The following is a 14,120-nucleotide window of genomic DNA, read 5'->3' on the forward strand; positions in this document are numbered from 1 at the left end:
CCGGTGACGGCCGGTGACGGCGCTGCCACCTTCACAGACAGGCCCGGCAGCCTCACGGAGTCCTGCCAGGGGCTGCCTTCACTCCCCTTCCGCGCTTCCCCTCGGTGGACTCTGGGGGCCCTGCGGGCGGCGCACGACGTCCACGATGAGGTCGAGCAGGCGGTCGGTCCGTTCCTGGGAGGCGCCCTCGATGATGGCGGGGAACACGCCGATGAGCAGGGTGGCGACGTCGTCGGGGTTGACGTCCGCCCGGAGAGTGCCGGCGGCGGCGCCCCGTTCGAGGATCGCGGCGATGGTGGTGGTGACGCGTTCGCGCGAGGGGGCGGCGATACGCCCGGAGGCGAAGGCGGTGAGCAGCGTGTCCATCATGCCGCGTTTGGTGGCGATGAAGGCGGCGTAGCGACCGATCCAGGCGCGCAGGGCGACATCGGCGGGGTGCCGGTCGAGCAGGGCGGGGGCGCTGGCGGTGACGGCGTCGAGTTCGCTGGCGTAGACGGCCTCGACCAGGTCTTCGCGGGTGGGGAAGTGCCGGTAGAGGGTGCCGATGCCGACGCCGGCCTGGCGGGCGATGCCCTCCAGGGAGACCGGTCCTTCCGTGTGGGCGAAGGCCGCCTTGGCGACGGCGATGAGCTTGTCGCGGTTGCGCCGCGCGTCGCGGCGGACCGGCCGGCCGTCGGGGTCGGCCGGGCCCGGGGTGTGGGGGCGTGATGGCGATGACAAAGCGGAGGCCCCTCCGATAGTGCTACGGTGAAAGTAACGGAGGCTCCTCCGTATGCGCCCAGTCTCTCATGAGAGCAGGAAGCCATGCCCGCTGGAACCACCCGCACCATCGTCTCCGCCCCGCGCCCCGGCGGCGCCGGCCGACTGGCCGGACGCACGGTCTCCCGCATCGGCTACGGCGCCATGCAGCTGGAGCGCCTGCACAAGGACCGCCCCGCGGCCATCGCCCTGCTGCGCCGCGCGTTCGACCTCGGCGTCGACCACGTGGACACGGCCCACTTCTACGGCGACGGCTTCGTCAACGGTCTCGTCCGCGAGGCGCTGCGCCCCCAGGACGACGTGCTGGTCGTCACCAAGGTCGGCGCCACCCCCGACCCCGGCGGCCCGTTCCCGTTCCGGATCGCGCAGCGCCCCGAGGAACTGCGGGCCGGCGTCGAGGCGGAACTCGCCACGCTCGGCATGGAGCAGGTCCCGGTGGTCAACCTCCGCCGCACGGACGCCGGGATAACCATCCCCTTCCCCGACGACCAGAAGGTCGACCTCGACGACCAGCTCGCGGAGCTGACCGCCCTGCGCGACGCCGGCAAGATCGGCGCCATCGGCCTGAGCAGCGTCTCCGTGGACGTGACGCGCCGCGCCCTGCCCGCGGGCATCGTGTGCGTGCAGAACACCTACAGTCTCGTCGCCCGCGACGACGAGGAACTGCTCCGGCTCTGCGCCGAGGAACAGCTCGCCTGGGTGCCCTACTTCCCCCTCGGCGGCGCCTTCCCCGGCATGGCCAAGGTGACCGACGAGCCCGCCGTGATCGCCGCCGCCCAGCGCCTGGGATGCACCCCGGCCCAGGTCGGCCTGGCCTGGCTGCTGCACCGCGACCCCCAGATCCTCCTCATCCCCGGCACCGCCACCATCAGCCACCTCGAAGACAACCTGGAAGCCGGCGCGATCACCCTCGACGAGGAGGCCATCACCGCGCTCGACGCGATCGCCGCCCGGCCGGCCACCCCTCCGCGCCCCTGACCGGTCCCCGTCCGCTCGCGCCCCCGTCAGACGTGGCGCGAGCTTGACGGCTACCGCGCCGGAACGGGCGGTCCTGTCACAGCGGGTGACGCTGCCCCGCCACCGCTTCGACCGGTCGAAGCACCGCTCCACGACGTCGCGGCCCTCGACGGGGCCGCGCGTCCACCGCGCGTACGTGCCTTCGCGCGGACCCTCGCAGTCCGAGCACATCAGGAAGAACGAAAGGGGCCATCGACATGGCCGATACGCATGAGACGGACCTGCCGGACAACTGGGGCCGCTGGGGAGCGGACGACGAACTCGGCACCCTCAACCTGATCACCGACGAGGTGCGCGCCAGGGCCGCCGCGGAGGCGCGGACCGGCCAGTGGGTGTCACTGGCACAGCCGATCGAGCCGAGCGCGATGTTCTTCAGCCCGTTCGCGCCCGAGACGGCCAACGCGTCGCCGGTGCAGCAGATGGTGTCCCACACCGGCGGACCAGTGGCGGCCGATCTGTCGGTGATCTACAACCACCACTGGAGCTCGACGCACCTCGACGCACTCGCACACTGGTCGACCGACGGCCAGGTCTATCCGGGCCGCCCGAGGGAGGAGGTCGTCACCCCCTTCGGCATCACGCACGCGTCGACGACTGCTTTCGCCGCCGGGTTGGTGACCCGTGGGGTCCTGCTCGACCTCGCGGCCGAGGGACCCCTCCCCCCTGCCTACGCGGTGACGTCGCACGACTTCGAACAGGCCGAGAAGCGGCAGGGAGTCGTGGTGGGCTCCGGTGACGCGCTGGTGGTCCGACTCGGCTGGACGGGAGGCGGGCCCCATGACGTACCGAGCCCGGGGATCAGCATGGACGCGGTCCGGTGGATGCACCGCCGAGGGGTCGCCGTCGTCGCCCCGGACAGGGGCGACGCGCATCCTCCCCTGAATCCGGACGAACCCTCCCCGCTGCACGAGGTGGCGCTCGGCCGGATGGCGATGCCGCTGATCGACGTGCCCCGGCTCGATGACCTCGCGCGAATGTGCCGGCGGCTGCATCGCTACAGCTTCCTGCTCACCGTCGCCCCGCCCCGCATCCACGGCCTGACCGGCGTACCGGTCAACCCCATCGCGATGTTCTGACCGAGCGTCGGCGCCCTCCCCGCGCCCGAGGCGGGGGAGCAACGGGGCTGCCTCACGCTGATGTTGCAGCGTCAGGCAGCACGAACCTCATGACACGGTAGCGACTTCGAGTCGGCACGGCCGAGGCGCGGCCCGTCCGTAGGCGGCGAGGGGTGTGACGAAGTGGAATAGACGTGGTCGGTCGTCGCCGTCTTCGGGGTGAAGAACGGCAGGCCGGCCCGGTCAACGGGTGCCCGGCGAATTCGGCGACCACGGCGACCACGGCGGCGGGGATACCCAACTCCTGCGGGTAATGCTTCGTGACCACGAGATGTCCGTTCTCAGACCCTCAGGATCCAGTGTCTCGCGTGTCCAAGATCAGGGGTCAAGGCCCGTGTTCTTTTACAGATGCGGGCTGTGAGGTCCTGGTAGACGATGCTCGTGGGTGGATGTGCCAGCCTCGTTCTTCTTTGGCGCCCCCCGAGCCCTGTATGTTTCCGGCTCCAACAGCCGCTTCGCCTCACGATGCCCTCAGCCGGCCAGCACCCCCACCTGCCGCCGCTCGTCCTGGACCGATTCGATCCCCACCAGGTGGTGGTTCTGAAAATCCAAGAGGTTGCCCCGCCTGAGCCTGTGGTGCTGGTTGCCCGGGCGGGTCAGCCTCCACAACTGATCAGGCATCGCCTTCCGGGAAGATTCCCAGCGCTTGCAGCAGTTCCTTGGCCCGCCACCGGCGTTCCCGCCGCGCGCCCCACCCGCTCGGACGGCACGACGGGGCGCGGCAGGCTCGGGGGCAGCGCGCGCATCGTGCGATGCGGCGACAGCTGCCGCCCCGCACAAGCTGACCGGTCGGGCGGTAGTACGGCCCTGCCCCAGCCTGGTCGCTTCCTCACCCGGAATGCAGCGCTTGCACGCCTTGGCCAGAAGTGCCCAGGAGGCCCGGGGACTGGCTGCAGTGATGGCCGGAGGCCGGGCCACGAACCTCGACCTGCCCGAGCATGAGCAGCTGACCATGTGCTGAGGTCCAAGGGCGGGCTTGCCCGGACTGGCCGGTGAGCCAAGAGGCCCTCACATCCGGTCGAGACCGAGCATCCGGTTCACGGCTTCCCGGACGGTGAGGCCGCCCTGGTCCCGCTGCGGCCGGTCCGCGGCGTTCCCGAACCGGTGAGCGAGACAATCACACGACGGAGACACCGAGTTGGACGCCACCGGCGTCGGCACGGAAGCTGCAGCACCAGGGGCCTCCTGTTACTCGTTTGGATTAGACACCCACGAGCTGTACGGGAGGCCCCGCTTCCATGCCCGGGCGGCCACGAGAACACCCGACCGAGTCGACGGTCTCGAACTCACGCCCACCGTGATCGGTACGACAACGGCTTCTGAGGCCAACCGGTCCGACTTGGGTGACAACCGGTCCAGGTTGGAGGTCAGAGGACACGCGCCCGCCCCACCTGCTGATCACCAAGGGTGACTGTCACACTGTCACGCCCGTGTGTCACGCTGCCAGTCGAGCCCGTGATTACGGGGCTGGCTGTCCTGTGCCATCGAAATTTGAGCGCGTGCCATCGTAGTTTGAGTGGCGCAGGTCACGGGAGGTGGCAGGTGCGGTCGTGGCAGTGGGCGGGCGAGCCCACGAGAGCCACGTTGAGGACAGTGTCGAGTGCGCTTCCTCTGGCCTTGTGGGAATAGACCGGCGGGGATGGGCAGGTCAGGGCCCCATGTTCGGCCCAGGGACATGTGCCCCCGCGCTACCTGAGACCACCCGATCGGCAATTTTTGCCATAGCAGCAAGGCGCCTTCGCACATTGGCGCGGTTACGCGGACGCTGGTTCTCGAGCGCCCCTAACTGCGTTGGGGTAGGTACGAGAGGGCAATGATGACCAGCAGTGACATAGCCGCAGCCGTTGCGAGCCGGCCCGAGGAGCAGGACTCCGAGTCGTCCGCCTGTTTGGCCGCTGTGCGCCAAGTCGCCAATCGGTTCACCGGGACATACAGCCTGACGCAGGTCGACCCCGAGTTCGATCTGCTCTTCGCGGAGACCGTGGAGGTCTGGCACAGCTTCGATCACGAGACCGTGTCACTTCCCGGCAAGGAGTTCGCGGGTGCGATGCTGCGGATGCTCCGTGCGACCGCCGACCTCATGAGAAACCACGCCGACCGCATCTGGTCCCTCCACGTCGACCACCACGGCTTCGCTCTGGCCGCCACCGCTTCGGGCGAATTGGAAAACGGCACCCCGGTGCGCATTTCACGTTGCCTCCAGGTGACGGTCCACGAGGGGCACATCACTCGCATCTGCGAGTTCGGCGACCAACAGCAGCGCCTGCCGCTGGATCAAGCCCTGCGCGCCGCAGGCCGCTTCCGCAGCTGACACCCCCACCGCCCCAACATCGTCAGGAGTCATCATGGACGTCTTTCTCACAGGTGCCAGCGGCTATATCGGCGGAGCCGTAGCCCGCCGTCTGATCCGAGAGGGGCACACGGTGCGCGGCTTGACCCGCACGCCCGGCGTGGTCGATGCTCTCGCCGCCGCCGGCATCGCACCGGTCGTCGGGGACCTCGACGACGCGGCGCTGCTCAAGCGAGAGGCCGACCGCGCCGACGCGGTCATCAATGCCGCGCACAGCGATCACCGCGGCGCTGTGGCCGCCTTCGTCGACGCCCTGCGGGGTTCGGGCAAGGTGTTGATCCACACCAGCGGGACCAGCGTCATCGGTGATGACGCCCAGGGCCAGTACGAATCCGAGGTGGTCTTCGACGACGCGCAGCCTTTCAGCCCGGGGGACCACGAGATCCGGCGGGCCCGGTACGCCATCGACCGCTCCGTCGTCGATGCCGCCGCGGCGGAAGTGCGTTCGGTGGTGCTGTGCAACTCACTGATCTACGGCAACGGCACGGGACCGCGCCCGCAGACCGTGCTGATCCCGCCGCTGGTCACACAGGCCCAGGCCGGCAAGACCGTCCGCGTCGTCGGACGCGGTCTGAACCGCTGGTCGACGGTGCACCTCGATGACATGGCCGACCTGTATCACCTGGCGCTCACCGACCCCGCGGCCACGGGCCTCTACTTCGTGGAGGGCGGCGAGGACGCCTCGTTCGCCGATATCGGTGAGGCGATCGCCCGTCGGCTGGGCTTGGGGCCGGTGGAGCCGTGGGATCTGGGTTCCGCTGCGGCCGCGTGGGGGGAGGGTTTCTCCCGGTACGCCCTCGGCGCCAACAGTCGCGTACGTGCCACCCGGGCTCACGACCTTGGCTGGCGTCCCTCGCGCCCATCGATCACGCACTGGATTGAGCAGGAAATGCCCTTGCCGTGAGGCGGTCGGCACGTCGGTGATGTGGTGGCGCGGTCAAGGATGGGGCCGGGTGATCGCTGTCAGGGCTTTGACCAGCGCGATCGATCCTCGATGACACGAACTCGCTTCTGTCAAGGTTCGATGGCACGCGGTCAAAGTTCGGCGACACGGGACACTGGCTCCCGGATTTCGGCCTCGCACCGAACAGCGCGACACCCCTTCGGCTGTGGCTACGGAGCGCAACCGATGCCCAATTCAGCCGGAGCGGTCCCCGGCCCCATGGCCCAGCGATACCGTGGTGAGCAACACCAGTTCTGCTCCTCTGGAGCCCTCGATGAGCGAACAGCCGGCCCCCGCCGACACCGCCCGGCAGCTGGAGCCCGCGGCCGCCGACGCGGTCCGCGCGTACGCGGCCAAGACCCGCGCCGACGCCGACCGGTTCGCCGCCGTCCTGGAGGACATCGCCACCAACGGCCTGCCCGACCCCGAGCAGTGCACCCCCTGGGAGGAGCTGCGCGAGGCCCACCTCGCCCGCCTCGCTCGGCAGGGCCCGGCCGTCGCCTGATGCCCCCGCAGCACAGCCGGCGCCGGGCCCGGGTCGCGTTCTCCGACTCCGCCGCCAAGCAGCTGGAGAACCTCACCAGCGAGGCGGAGATCCACGCCCTGGCCCGCGCCCTGGTCGTCGTCTCCGTCGACCCCGAGGTCGGTGAGCCGATCCCCGGCAGCGCCGCCGGCCCCCAGCTGCGCGAGTACGCCGACGAAGTCGAACGCGTACGCCTCCTGTACTGGGTCACGGCCTTTACTGCGGGGACTGGTGGTCACCGCGGACGCCGTGGATCACGCACGAGGGCGCGTTCGGTCCGCCGCTCGACGCCGCCCTCGCCCCCGCGAGCGCGCTCGATGCCGGCTCGTACGCCGGCTCGGAGGGCCGGGCCACACCGAGCGGCGCCGACCTCGTCGAGGCCATCACGCCGATCGTGGTGCTGCCCTTCTGGCGCGACCTGGCGAAGGGCTTCACGCTCAGCGGGCCGGCCCGCCCCAGCCCAGCCCGCCTGCCCCAGCCCAGCCCTGGACGGCGGCCGGGCATGGCGGGACCGTCGAACCCGCCCCTGTCACCCGCGCCGTCCGAATCAGCGGCCATGTACGGCGTCGAGTGCTTCGGTGAAGTAGACGGCGAGCGGCCGGTCCGCGCCGGCTCGGGTCCAGGCTTCTCCGGCGACGTCGAGACACGTGATCGCACTTGCCACGACGGCCGCGGCACGCAGGTCGGCCGTTTCCTCGGGCGGGCCGAGACGTCGGCGTACCTCGGGGACGAGGTCGGACTGCCAGCGCAGGTGCTTCTCGATGCTGCGGGCGCGCAGGGACGGGCTGCCGTACATCATCCGTGCGACCGCGAGCGTGCGTTCCTCGTCCGCCTCCGCGTCTCCGACGGCCAGGATCGCGGAGCGCAGCGCTGTCCAGAGGTCCTCGTCATCGGGATGCTTCGCGAGTTCGGCACTCACCCGCGTGCCTTCATCGGCGAGGCCGCCGAGGACGATGTCCTCCTTCGTTCCGAAGTAGCGGAAGAACGAGCGCCGGGACACGCCCGCCACCGCGACGATCTCGTCGATCGTGGTCTGCTCGAACCCCTTTTGGAGGAACAGGTCCATGGCGACCTGGATGATCTCCGCCTGGACGGAACGACGGGTCCGGTCCCACAGCCGCTCCACCGAACCTGCGCTCTCCGTCATGCGACCAGCATAGCCACGCGTTACGACGGCCTTTCGGGGGTCATCGGCGCTGCGCCATGGCGCGGGTCATCATCCGTCCGATGGTTCGTGTCATCCGACGGCGGCCGAGCAGACGCGAGCCACCAGCGGCGGCCCGGTTCCCGCCCCCGACGATGACGCTCGGCTTCGGATCGCGGCGGTCGAGTGCGCCCAGCGCGGTCCGGACGACCGCCGACGCCGTCATCCGCCGGGCGTTGCCGCTCGCGCTCTCCCCGGCCACGTCGAAGAACTCCGTCTGCGTCGCCCCTGGCGAGACGGCGAAGACCTTCACCCCCGAGCCCAGCTCCTCGTACCAGAGCGCCTCGGTGAAACTGAGCACGAACGCCTTGGACGCGCCGTAGACGGCCATGGTGGGGCTCGCGTTGTACGCGGCCATGCTCGCGATGTTGATCAGGAAGCCCTCTCCCCGCTCGCGAAGGCGCGGGAGGAAGGCATGACTGATCTCCACGACCCCGAGGACGTCGAGCGCGATCTCGGCCTTGAGCCGGTCGAGCTGCTCGTCGCGGAAGAACCCGTGGTTGGCGAAACCCGCGTTGTTGATCACTCCGGCGACATCGATCCCGAGCCGGTCGATCTCGGCACGCAGCGCTCGTCCCGCCCCCGGTTCCGTCAGATCCATCGGCAGGGCCGTGGCGCGAGCACCGTGGCCGGACAGCTCCGAGGCCAGCGCCTCAAGACGCTCGGCACGGCGGGCGACGAGCACGGTGTCATGGCCACGCGCCGCGAGCTGTCGTGCGAACTCCGCACCGATGCCCGCACTCGCCCCGGTCACGACTACCGCTCCAGTGGTGTCCATAGCTTTCCCGCCTTCTCCTGTAAGTGGGTTGGACCTGAACCGGCCTGAAGCGGCCTGAACAGATCTGAACCTGCCTGAACTGTCCTGAACCGACCTGAACGCTCCTGCGACACGCTCCCGCGACTCGCCGAGCGGCCCGAGGTCCGCGACCTTCACGGGTACCGTATGCCATCCTGGCACTTGGTGCCAGGATGGCATACGGTGCACCTCACGGTCGGAGCGTCGCTCCGTCGTCCCGAGGAGGAAGCGCACATGACCAATGCGACTTACCCGCCCGGCCCCCGGCGGAGAGGCTGGGTCGAGAAGAAGAAGCCCACGACGCTGCTCGGCGTCGGCGAGGGACCGACCGGAGAGACCGGCATGAAAGGCCCCGGTGTCCTAGCTCAGACACCAGCCGCAAAGTAGCGACGAGTGAAGCTCAGGCCACAGGTTGGTCGGGTGTCACTCACCCGAGTGTGTTGACGCGGTTCTCATACTCGCGGTGGGCCTTGCGCTGTGCCGGGATCGCCGGGGCGTTGGGGTGCCGTCGAGGGGCTGACAACGGGCGAGAAGCTGGCGGTGGATCGCGGGCGCGGCGCTGACGCGCAGGGTGTAGCCCTGGCCTCGCCGTACGGTCACGCCCTGGTCGAGCACGGCGCGCTCGACGGGCTCCAGGTCGGCCGCGCGTAGGAAGTCGGCGACCTTGCCCGGCATGTCGAGGAGGACTGGCAGCTCCGGAGCCGGGGCGTCCAGGTCGACGACGGTGTACTCGGGCCTGTTGCGAAAGTCGATCTTGGTGACGCTAGGGTTTCTACCTGTCGGCTTTCGTGTAGGGAGGGGCGGGAACCGTGGGCGCTCATGTACAGACCCGTGTTTCGGTGTATGCAATCGCGGTGGAGGACAATCGGCTGCTGATGATCCGGCTGTCGGACTCCTCGCCAGTCTTCACACCCGGTCTGTGGCACATGCCAGGCGGCGGAATCGACCCGGGCGAACAGCCTGTGGAGGCCTTGTCCCGTGAGCTCCTTGAGGAGACAGGGCTTGAACTCGCTGATGCTCGACTGCTCGACGCGCGGACTTACGCGGTCCGGCGAAATGGAGTGAGCTGGAGCCTCACGGCATTGTTCTACGTCGTTGCCCTCAAGGGCGGGGCGCCGGCGGTGACGGAGATCGACGGCTCCACCGATGCGGTGGTATGGATTCCTCTGGCGGACTTGCAGGACGACACTGTGCTGTCACCAGCAGCTGCCGACGCGCTCCGCATACTTGAGCAGGCTGAAGGTACTGGTCACAGCCACTCGTTGATGGCTGCAACGAGGACGGTGGCCTCGTAACGGACGGCGAGTTTGTCGTACCTCATGGCCACGGCCCGGTGGCGTTTGAGGCGATTGATGCCGCACTCGACTGCATGGCGCTCGCGGTAGTCAGCCTTGTCGAACTTCGGCGGCCGGCCGCCGCGGGAGCCGAGCTTCCTGCGGTTGCGGATCTGGTCCTTCTTCTCCGGGATCGTGCAGCGGATCCCGCGTCGGCGTAGATAGGCGCGGTTCTTCCGGGAGCCGTACGCCTTGTCGGCACGCACCTTGTCGGGCCGTTTGCGTGGACGCCCCAGCCCCTGCCGGGGCACCCGAATGTTCTCCAGGACCGGTTCGAACTGCGGGGAATCCCCACGCTGACCTGCCGTGATCAAGATCGACATGGGCTTCTGCCCTTGCTCGACCGCGAGATGGAGCTTGGTGGTCAGCCCGCCCCCGTGAACGCCCGAGCCCATGGTCGTCCGGCTCGGTCTCAACACCACCGGGTGGCTCCTTCTGGAGATCCCCCTTTTCACCGCCCCGGCGGCGTGCTGGTGAGCCCGACACACCGTCGAGTCGACGCTCACATCCCAAGTGAACAGGTCCTTCGCGTCCGCCTGGGCCTGAAGCTGGGTGAAGATCTGCTTCCAGATGCCGTCCCGCTGCCAGCGCCTGAACAGGTCGTAGACCCGGTCCCACGGCCCATACCGCTCGGGCACATCCCTCCACGGCGTCCCGGCCCTGGTCCGCCACCGTATGCCGTCGATCAGCTGCCGCCTGGGCCATATCGGCGGGCGGCCGGACTTCTTGCCCTTCGGCAAGAGCAGTTCCAGCCTGGCCCACTGTTCGTCCGTCAGGTCTCCACGTGCCACAGCACGTGATCATTACACGACCAAGATCGACTTTCGCAACAGGCCCTCGGGCAGGAGGTCGGCGACGGCGGTACGGATGGCGCCGCGACTGACGCCGTGGTCACGGGCGAGGGCCGCGATGGAGCGGCCTTCCAGGTACGCGGTGCGTACATCGGTGGTCTGGGCGGCTGCCACGGCGGGGCGGCGCCCGCCCTTCACGCCCTTGGCCTCGGCGGCGCGCAGCCCGTCGTAGGCCAGCTCGCGCTGGAGGTCGCGTTGGAGTTCGCCGGCGGCGGCGAGGGTCTGCACCATGAACTTCACGGTGGACAGCAGCTCGCCGGTGCGCGGGGGGGGCGGGCGGTGAGGTCCATCGCGGAGAACGCGCCGTCATGGATGCGCAGGGCGAGGCGGTCGCGGTGAAGGACGTCGAGCACGTCGAGGACGTGTTGGGTGCCGCGTACGAGGCGGAACATCTCGGAGATGTGCACGGTGTCGCCCGGTCGCGCGTACGTGAGCAGTTCGCCGAACTTCGGGCGCTGGAGCGGGTGGAGGCGGCTGGAGGTGCCGGTCTCTTCCTCGAACGTCACCGGGTCGTCGATCCCGGCCTCGGCGAGGACGAGATTCTGACGGTCGGTCGACTGCTGGTCGGTCGACACCCGCTTGTAGACCAGGTTGGCCACGCTGTCCCCCACTTCTGTCGGCGCATCGGACCTGAACTGTCATCAAACCCTGTCATCAGTCGCCATCGGATCTCATTGGATCCGAGTCGCCGCGAGGCCCCGAAAACCCCGGGTTCATTGGATGCCCGCCACCCCTGTCGTCATTCGATCGTTTCTTGACACCCGAGCGAGGTCTGGCGAGCGCCAGGATTCCGCGGCTGGCTCCCCTCGGCGCCGGGCGGCTGGCGCCTGCAGTGCACGCCTTGCCGAATGGTCGACGCAAGGAGCTATAGTGCTAGTCAACTAGATAAATGGAGGAACCGGTGATTGAGTTCCACCTGAACAGCCGGTCGGGCCTGTCCCCGTACCAGCAATTGGTCCAGCAGGTGAGGCACGCACTGCGCCTGGGCCTGCTGAACGAGGGGGACCGGCTGCCGACCGTCAAGGACGTGGCGAAGCAGATGGCGGTCAACCCGAACACGGTGCTCAAGGCGTACCGAGAGCTGGAGCACGACGGCCTGGTGGCCGCCCGTCCCGGCGTCGGGACGTTCGTGACCCGGACGCTGGCCGACGGCACGCTCGCCGCGCACGGACCGCTCCGCAAGGACCTGCAGCGCTGGCTGACCAAGGCCCGCCTGGCCGGGCTCGACGACGAGAGCATCGAGGCGCTGTTCATGAACACATTTCGCAACGCCGCCGGAGAGGACGTAGCGTGAGCGCCGTCTTGCGAGCCCAGGGCCTGGGCAAGAGGTACAAACAGCGCTGGGCGCTGCAGAACTGCGACCTGGACATCCCCGCCGGCCGGGTGGTCGGCCTGGTCGGCCCCAACGGCGCCGGCAAGTCGACCTTATTGAACCTGGCCTCCGGCATGCTCACCCCGACGGCCGGCACCATCGAGGTGTGCGGCGGCCGTCCCGCCGCAGGGGTGGAACAGCTGGCCAAGGTCGGCTTCGTCGCCCAGGACACCCCGACCTACGCCGCGCTGAGCGTCGCCGACCACCTCGACCTCGGCAAACGCCTCAACCCGAACTGGGACGACGCCGTGGCGCGTGACCGGATCCGTCGCCTCGGCCTGGACCTCAAGCAGCGAGCCGGCAAGCTGTCCGGCGGCCAGCGCGCGCAGCTCGCTCTCACCCTGGGCATCGCCAAGCGCCCGGAACTGCTCATCCTGGACGAGCCGGTCGCGGCCCTGGACCCGCTCGCCCGACGGGAGTTCATGCAGGACCTGATGGAGGCCGTCGCCGAGCACGAGCTGAGCGTCGTGCTCTCCTCCCACCTGGTCTCCGACGTGGAACGGACCTGCGACTACGTCATCGTCCTGGTCGACTCCCGGGTGCAGGTGGCCGGCGACATCGACGACCTGGTCGCCTGCCACCACCGGCTCACCGGACCGCGCCGGGACCCGGACACGCTCCCGGCTGGCCAGCACGTCATCACCGCCAGCCACACCGACCGGCAGACCACCCTCCTGGTACGCACGGACACCGCGGTCCACGATCCGACCTGGACCGTCAGCCCGCTCGGTCTGGAAGACATCGTCCTGGCCTACATGACCCGACCCGCCGATGCGGTGCGTGACACTCGGCCCGCACTGGAGGTACTCCGATGATCTGGCTGACCTGGCGCCAGTTCCGCACCCAGGCCGCCGTGCTGTTCGCCGTCGTGGCCCTCCTCGCCGCCACACTCGCGGTCTCCGGCCCGCAGCTGGCCGATCTCTACCGGACGGCCGGCAGCAGCCTGGTGGACCAGGTCTCCAGTGCGGACCAGACCCTCTACTACACCGGACTGCTGGTCGTGCTCGCCGTGCCGGCGGTCATCGGGATGTTCTGGGGCGCGCCGTTGATCTCCCGTGAACTGGAGACCGGCACCCACTACCTCGCGTGGAACCAGGGCGTCACCCGCACCCGCTGGCTGGCGACCAAGCTGGGCCTCGGTGCGGCGGCCTCCATGACCGCTGCCGGACTGACCAGCCTCGCGGTGAGCTGGTGGAGCAGCCCCATCGACCGGGCCATCAACGGCGGCGGCGCGACGGACACGTACTTCCCACGGCTCGACCCCGTGGCCTTCGCCGCACGAGGTGTCGTCCCCATGGCCCACGCCGCCTTCGCCTTCGTCCTAGGCGTCGCCCTCGGCCTGGTCATCCGCCGCACCCTGCCCGCGATGGCCACCACGTTCGCCCTCTACACCGCCGTCCAGATCGCCGTGCCAATGTGGATCCGGTCCCACCTGGCCGCCGCGGACCGGACCACCCTGACGATCGAGCCCGACGGCGCCCCCGTCAGCATCCAGGACGGCACCGAGCAGATCATCGTGCACCTCGAAGAAGTGCCCGGATCCTGGGTCACCTCCCAGCAGACGCTGAACGCCGCCGGTCAACCGGCCCCCGTGCCGTCGTCCTTCGCCGACTGTCTGCGCACCGAGTCGGGCCCGCCCCCTCTGCAGCAGGTCGAAGGCTGCGTCGCCGACCTCGGCGCCCTGGGCTACAAGCAGCAGGTGACGTACCAGCCCGCCGGGAACTTCTGGGCCCTTCAATGGGCCGAGACCGGGCTCTACCTCGGCCTCGCCCTGGCCCTGACCGGGTTCTGCGCCTGGTGGATCCGCCGCCGCGTGACCTGACAGACGCCAGTCCCGCTACGGGAGCACCCGTGAG

At 69.4% G+C, this 14,120-nt stretch carries 18 protein-coding genes and 1 pseudogene; 11 read left to right on the forward strand and 8 right to left on the reverse strand.

All coding sequences use genetic code 11. The features are described 5' to 3' along the window. Positions 1-78 precede the first annotated feature (78 nt). Positions 79-720 carry a TetR/AcrR family transcriptional regulator gene (locus ACZ7G3_RS30800; RefSeq protein ID WP_470929500.1) on the reverse strand — a complete coding sequence of 214 codons (642 nt, stop codon included), beginning with the start codon at positions 718-720 and terminating at the stop codon, positions 79-81. Positions 721-804: 84 nt separating this feature from the next. Between ACZ7G3_RS30800 and ACZ7G3_RS30805 the strand changes: the two genes are divergently transcribed. Continuing rightward, complete coding sequence (locus tag ACZ7G3_RS30805; protein ID WP_470929502.1) at positions 805-1,737, forward strand: aldo/keto reductase; 933 nt, start codon at positions 805-807, stop codon at positions 1,735-1,737. A 236-nt stretch (positions 1,738-1,973) separates the two neighbouring features. Next, positions 1,974-2,852, forward strand: a complete 879-nt coding sequence (locus ACZ7G3_RS30810) for a cyclase family protein (RefSeq protein WP_426526573.1) — start codon at positions 1,974-1,976, stop codon at positions 2,850-2,852. 510 nt (positions 2,853-3,362) lie between these two features. Here the strand turns inward: ACZ7G3_RS30810 and ACZ7G3_RS30815 are convergent. Continuing rightward, positions 3,363-3,512: a hypothetical protein gene (locus tag ACZ7G3_RS30815; RefSeq protein WP_470929504.1), complete on the reverse strand. Its 150-nt coding sequence runs from the start codon at positions 3,510-3,512 to the stop codon at positions 3,363-3,365. 1,192 nt (positions 3,513-4,704) lie between these two features. On the opposite strand from ACZ7G3_RS30815, the gene ACZ7G3_RS30820 reads away from it, so the two are divergent. From ACZ7G3_RS30820 to ACZ7G3_RS30835, 4 genes and pseudogenes are all read left to right on the forward strand, one after another. Then, entirely contained in the window at positions 4,705-5,202 is a 498-nt protein-coding gene (locus tag ACZ7G3_RS30820; protein WP_470929506.1) for a nuclear transport factor 2-like protein, read from the forward strand. Positions 5,203-5,236: 34 nt separating this feature from the next. Further along, entirely contained in the window at positions 5,237-6,145 is a 909-nt protein-coding gene (locus ACZ7G3_RS30825) for an NAD-dependent epimerase/dehydratase family protein (RefSeq protein ID WP_470929508.1), read from the forward strand. A 313-nt stretch (positions 6,146-6,458) separates the two neighbouring features. After that, complete coding sequence (locus tag ACZ7G3_RS30830) at positions 6,459-6,689, forward strand: hypothetical protein (protein ID WP_470929510.1); 231 nt, start codon at positions 6,459-6,461, stop codon at positions 6,687-6,689. Next, positions 6,689-6,922 (forward strand): annotated as a pseudogene (locus tag ACZ7G3_RS30835) (hypothetical protein); the annotation flags it as partial. The gene ACZ7G3_RS30830 and the pseudogene ACZ7G3_RS30835, both read left to right, overlap by 1 nt. 1 nt (position 6,923) lies before the next feature. Here ACZ7G3_RS30835 and ACZ7G3_RS30840 read toward each other — a convergent pair. From ACZ7G3_RS30840 to ACZ7G3_RS30850, 3 genes are read right to left on the reverse strand one after another with little or no spacing between them, the layout of a single operon-like run. Next, positions 6,924-7,211, reverse strand: coding sequence for a hypothetical protein (locus tag ACZ7G3_RS30840; protein ID WP_470929650.1), 288 nt, complete (start codon positions 7,209-7,211; stop codon positions 6,924-6,926). Positions 7,212-7,254: 43 nt separating this feature from the next. After that, entirely contained in the window at positions 7,255-7,854 is a 600-nt protein-coding gene (locus ACZ7G3_RS30845) for a TetR/AcrR family transcriptional regulator (protein ID WP_426600677.1), read from the reverse strand. 40 nt (positions 7,855-7,894) lie between these two features. Then, a complete protein-coding gene (locus tag ACZ7G3_RS30850) occupies positions 7,895-8,689 on the reverse strand; it encodes an SDR family NAD(P)-dependent oxidoreductase (protein WP_470929512.1) in 795 nt (264 codons plus the stop codon). Between the two features lie 252 nt (positions 8,690-8,941). Here ACZ7G3_RS30850 and ACZ7G3_RS30855 point away from each other — a divergent pair, with 252 nt between their 5' ends. Further along, the gene (locus ACZ7G3_RS30855) at positions 8,942-9,094 is read left to right on the forward strand and encodes a hypothetical protein (protein ID WP_470929514.1); all 153 of its coding nucleotides are present in this window, start codon (positions 8,942-8,944) and stop codon (positions 9,092-9,094) included. A 422-nt stretch (positions 9,095-9,516) separates the two neighbouring features. Then, positions 9,517-10,002, forward strand: a complete 486-nt coding sequence (locus ACZ7G3_RS30860; RefSeq protein WP_470929516.1) for an NUDIX domain-containing protein — start codon at positions 9,517-9,519, stop codon at positions 10,000-10,002. On the opposite strand, the gene ACZ7G3_RS30865 is transcribed toward ACZ7G3_RS30860, so the two are convergent. From ACZ7G3_RS30865 to ACZ7G3_RS30875, 3 genes are read right to left on the reverse strand one after another with little or no spacing between them, the layout of a single operon-like run. Beyond that, entirely contained in the window at positions 9,957-10,832 is an 876-nt protein-coding gene (locus tag ACZ7G3_RS30865) for an IS5 family transposase (protein ID WP_470929518.1), read from the reverse strand. The genes ACZ7G3_RS30860 and ACZ7G3_RS30865 overlap by 46 nt on opposite strands. A 12-nt stretch (positions 10,833-10,844) precedes the next feature. Continuing rightward, positions 10,845-11,123, reverse strand: coding sequence for a hypothetical protein (locus ACZ7G3_RS30870; RefSeq protein ID WP_470929520.1), 279 nt, complete (start codon positions 11,121-11,123; stop codon positions 10,845-10,847). Positions 11,124-11,128: 5 nt separating this feature from the next. Next, positions 11,129-11,491, reverse strand: a complete 363-nt coding sequence (locus ACZ7G3_RS30875; protein ID WP_470929522.1) for a recombinase family protein — start codon at positions 11,489-11,491, stop codon at positions 11,129-11,131. Positions 11,492-11,781: 290 nt separating this feature from the next. Between ACZ7G3_RS30875 and ACZ7G3_RS30880 the strand changes: the two genes are divergently transcribed. From ACZ7G3_RS30880 to ACZ7G3_RS30890, 3 genes are read left to right on the forward strand one after another with little or no spacing between them, the layout of a single operon-like run. Continuing rightward, a complete protein-coding gene (locus ACZ7G3_RS30880; RefSeq protein WP_371231839.1) occupies positions 11,782-12,186 on the forward strand; it encodes a GntR family transcriptional regulator in 405 nt (134 codons plus the stop codon). After that, entirely contained in the window at positions 12,183-13,079 is an 897-nt protein-coding gene (locus ACZ7G3_RS30885) for an ABC transporter ATP-binding protein (protein WP_453528188.1), read from the forward strand. The genes ACZ7G3_RS30880 and ACZ7G3_RS30885 overlap by 4 nt, the downstream gene beginning before the upstream one ends. After that, positions 13,076-14,086: an ABC-2 transporter permease gene (locus ACZ7G3_RS30890; RefSeq protein WP_470929525.1), complete on the forward strand. Its 1,011-nt coding sequence runs from the start codon at positions 13,076-13,078 to the stop codon at positions 14,084-14,086. The genes ACZ7G3_RS30885 and ACZ7G3_RS30890 overlap by 4 nt, the downstream gene beginning before the upstream one ends. Positions 14,087-14,120: the final 34 nt, after the last annotated feature.

The sequence above is a fragment of the Streptomyces sp. NPDC037271 genome, from assembly GCF_055603605.1.

Excerpts from the sequence above, each read along its gene's own strand:
- ACZ7G3_RS30805 (WP_470929502.1), top strand. The coding sequence starts at position 805 with ATGCCCGCTGGAACCACCCGCACCATCGTCTCCGCCCCGCGCCCCGGC.
- ACZ7G3_RS30810 (WP_426526573.1), top strand. The coding sequence starts at position 1,974 with ATGGCCGATACGCATGAGACGGACCTGCCGGACAACTGGGGCCGCTGG.
- ACZ7G3_RS30815 (WP_470929504.1), bottom strand. The coding sequence starts at position 3,512 with ATGCCTGATCAGTTGTGGAGGCTGACCCGCCCGGGCAACCAGCACCAC.
- ACZ7G3_RS30820 (WP_470929506.1), top strand. The coding sequence starts at position 4,705 with ATGATGACCAGCAGTGACATAGCCGCAGCCGTTGCGAGCCGGCCCGAG.
- ACZ7G3_RS30825 (WP_470929508.1), top strand. The coding sequence starts at position 5,237 with ATGGACGTCTTTCTCACAGGTGCCAGCGGCTATATCGGCGGAGCCGTA.
- ACZ7G3_RS30830 (WP_470929510.1), top strand. The coding sequence starts at position 6,459 with ATGAGCGAACAGCCGGCCCCCGCCGACACCGCCCGGCAGCTGGAGCCC.
- ACZ7G3_RS30840 (WP_470929650.1), bottom strand. The coding sequence starts at position 7,211 with ATGCCCGGCCGCCGTCCAGGGCTGGGCTGGGGCAGGCGGGCTGGGCTG.
- ACZ7G3_RS30845 (WP_426600677.1), bottom strand. The coding sequence starts at position 7,854 with ATGACGGAGAGCGCAGGTTCGGTGGAGCGGCTGTGGGACCGGACCCGT.
- ACZ7G3_RS30850 (WP_470929512.1), bottom strand. The coding sequence starts at position 8,689 with ATGGACACCACTGGAGCGGTAGTCGTGACCGGGGCGAGTGCGGGCATC.
- ACZ7G3_RS30855 (WP_470929514.1), top strand. The coding sequence starts at position 8,942 with ATGACCAATGCGACTTACCCGCCCGGCCCCCGGCGGAGAGGCTGGGTC.
- ACZ7G3_RS30870 (WP_470929520.1), bottom strand. The coding sequence starts at position 11,123 with ATGGTGCAGACCCTCGCCGCCGCCGGCGAACTCCAACGCGACCTCCAG.
- ACZ7G3_RS30880 (WP_371231839.1), top strand. The coding sequence starts at position 11,782 with ATGGAGGAACCGGTGATTGAGTTCCACCTGAACAGCCGGTCGGGCCTG.
- ACZ7G3_RS30890 (WP_470929525.1), top strand. The coding sequence starts at position 13,076 with ATGATCTGGCTGACCTGGCGCCAGTTCCGCACCCAGGCCGCCGTGCTG.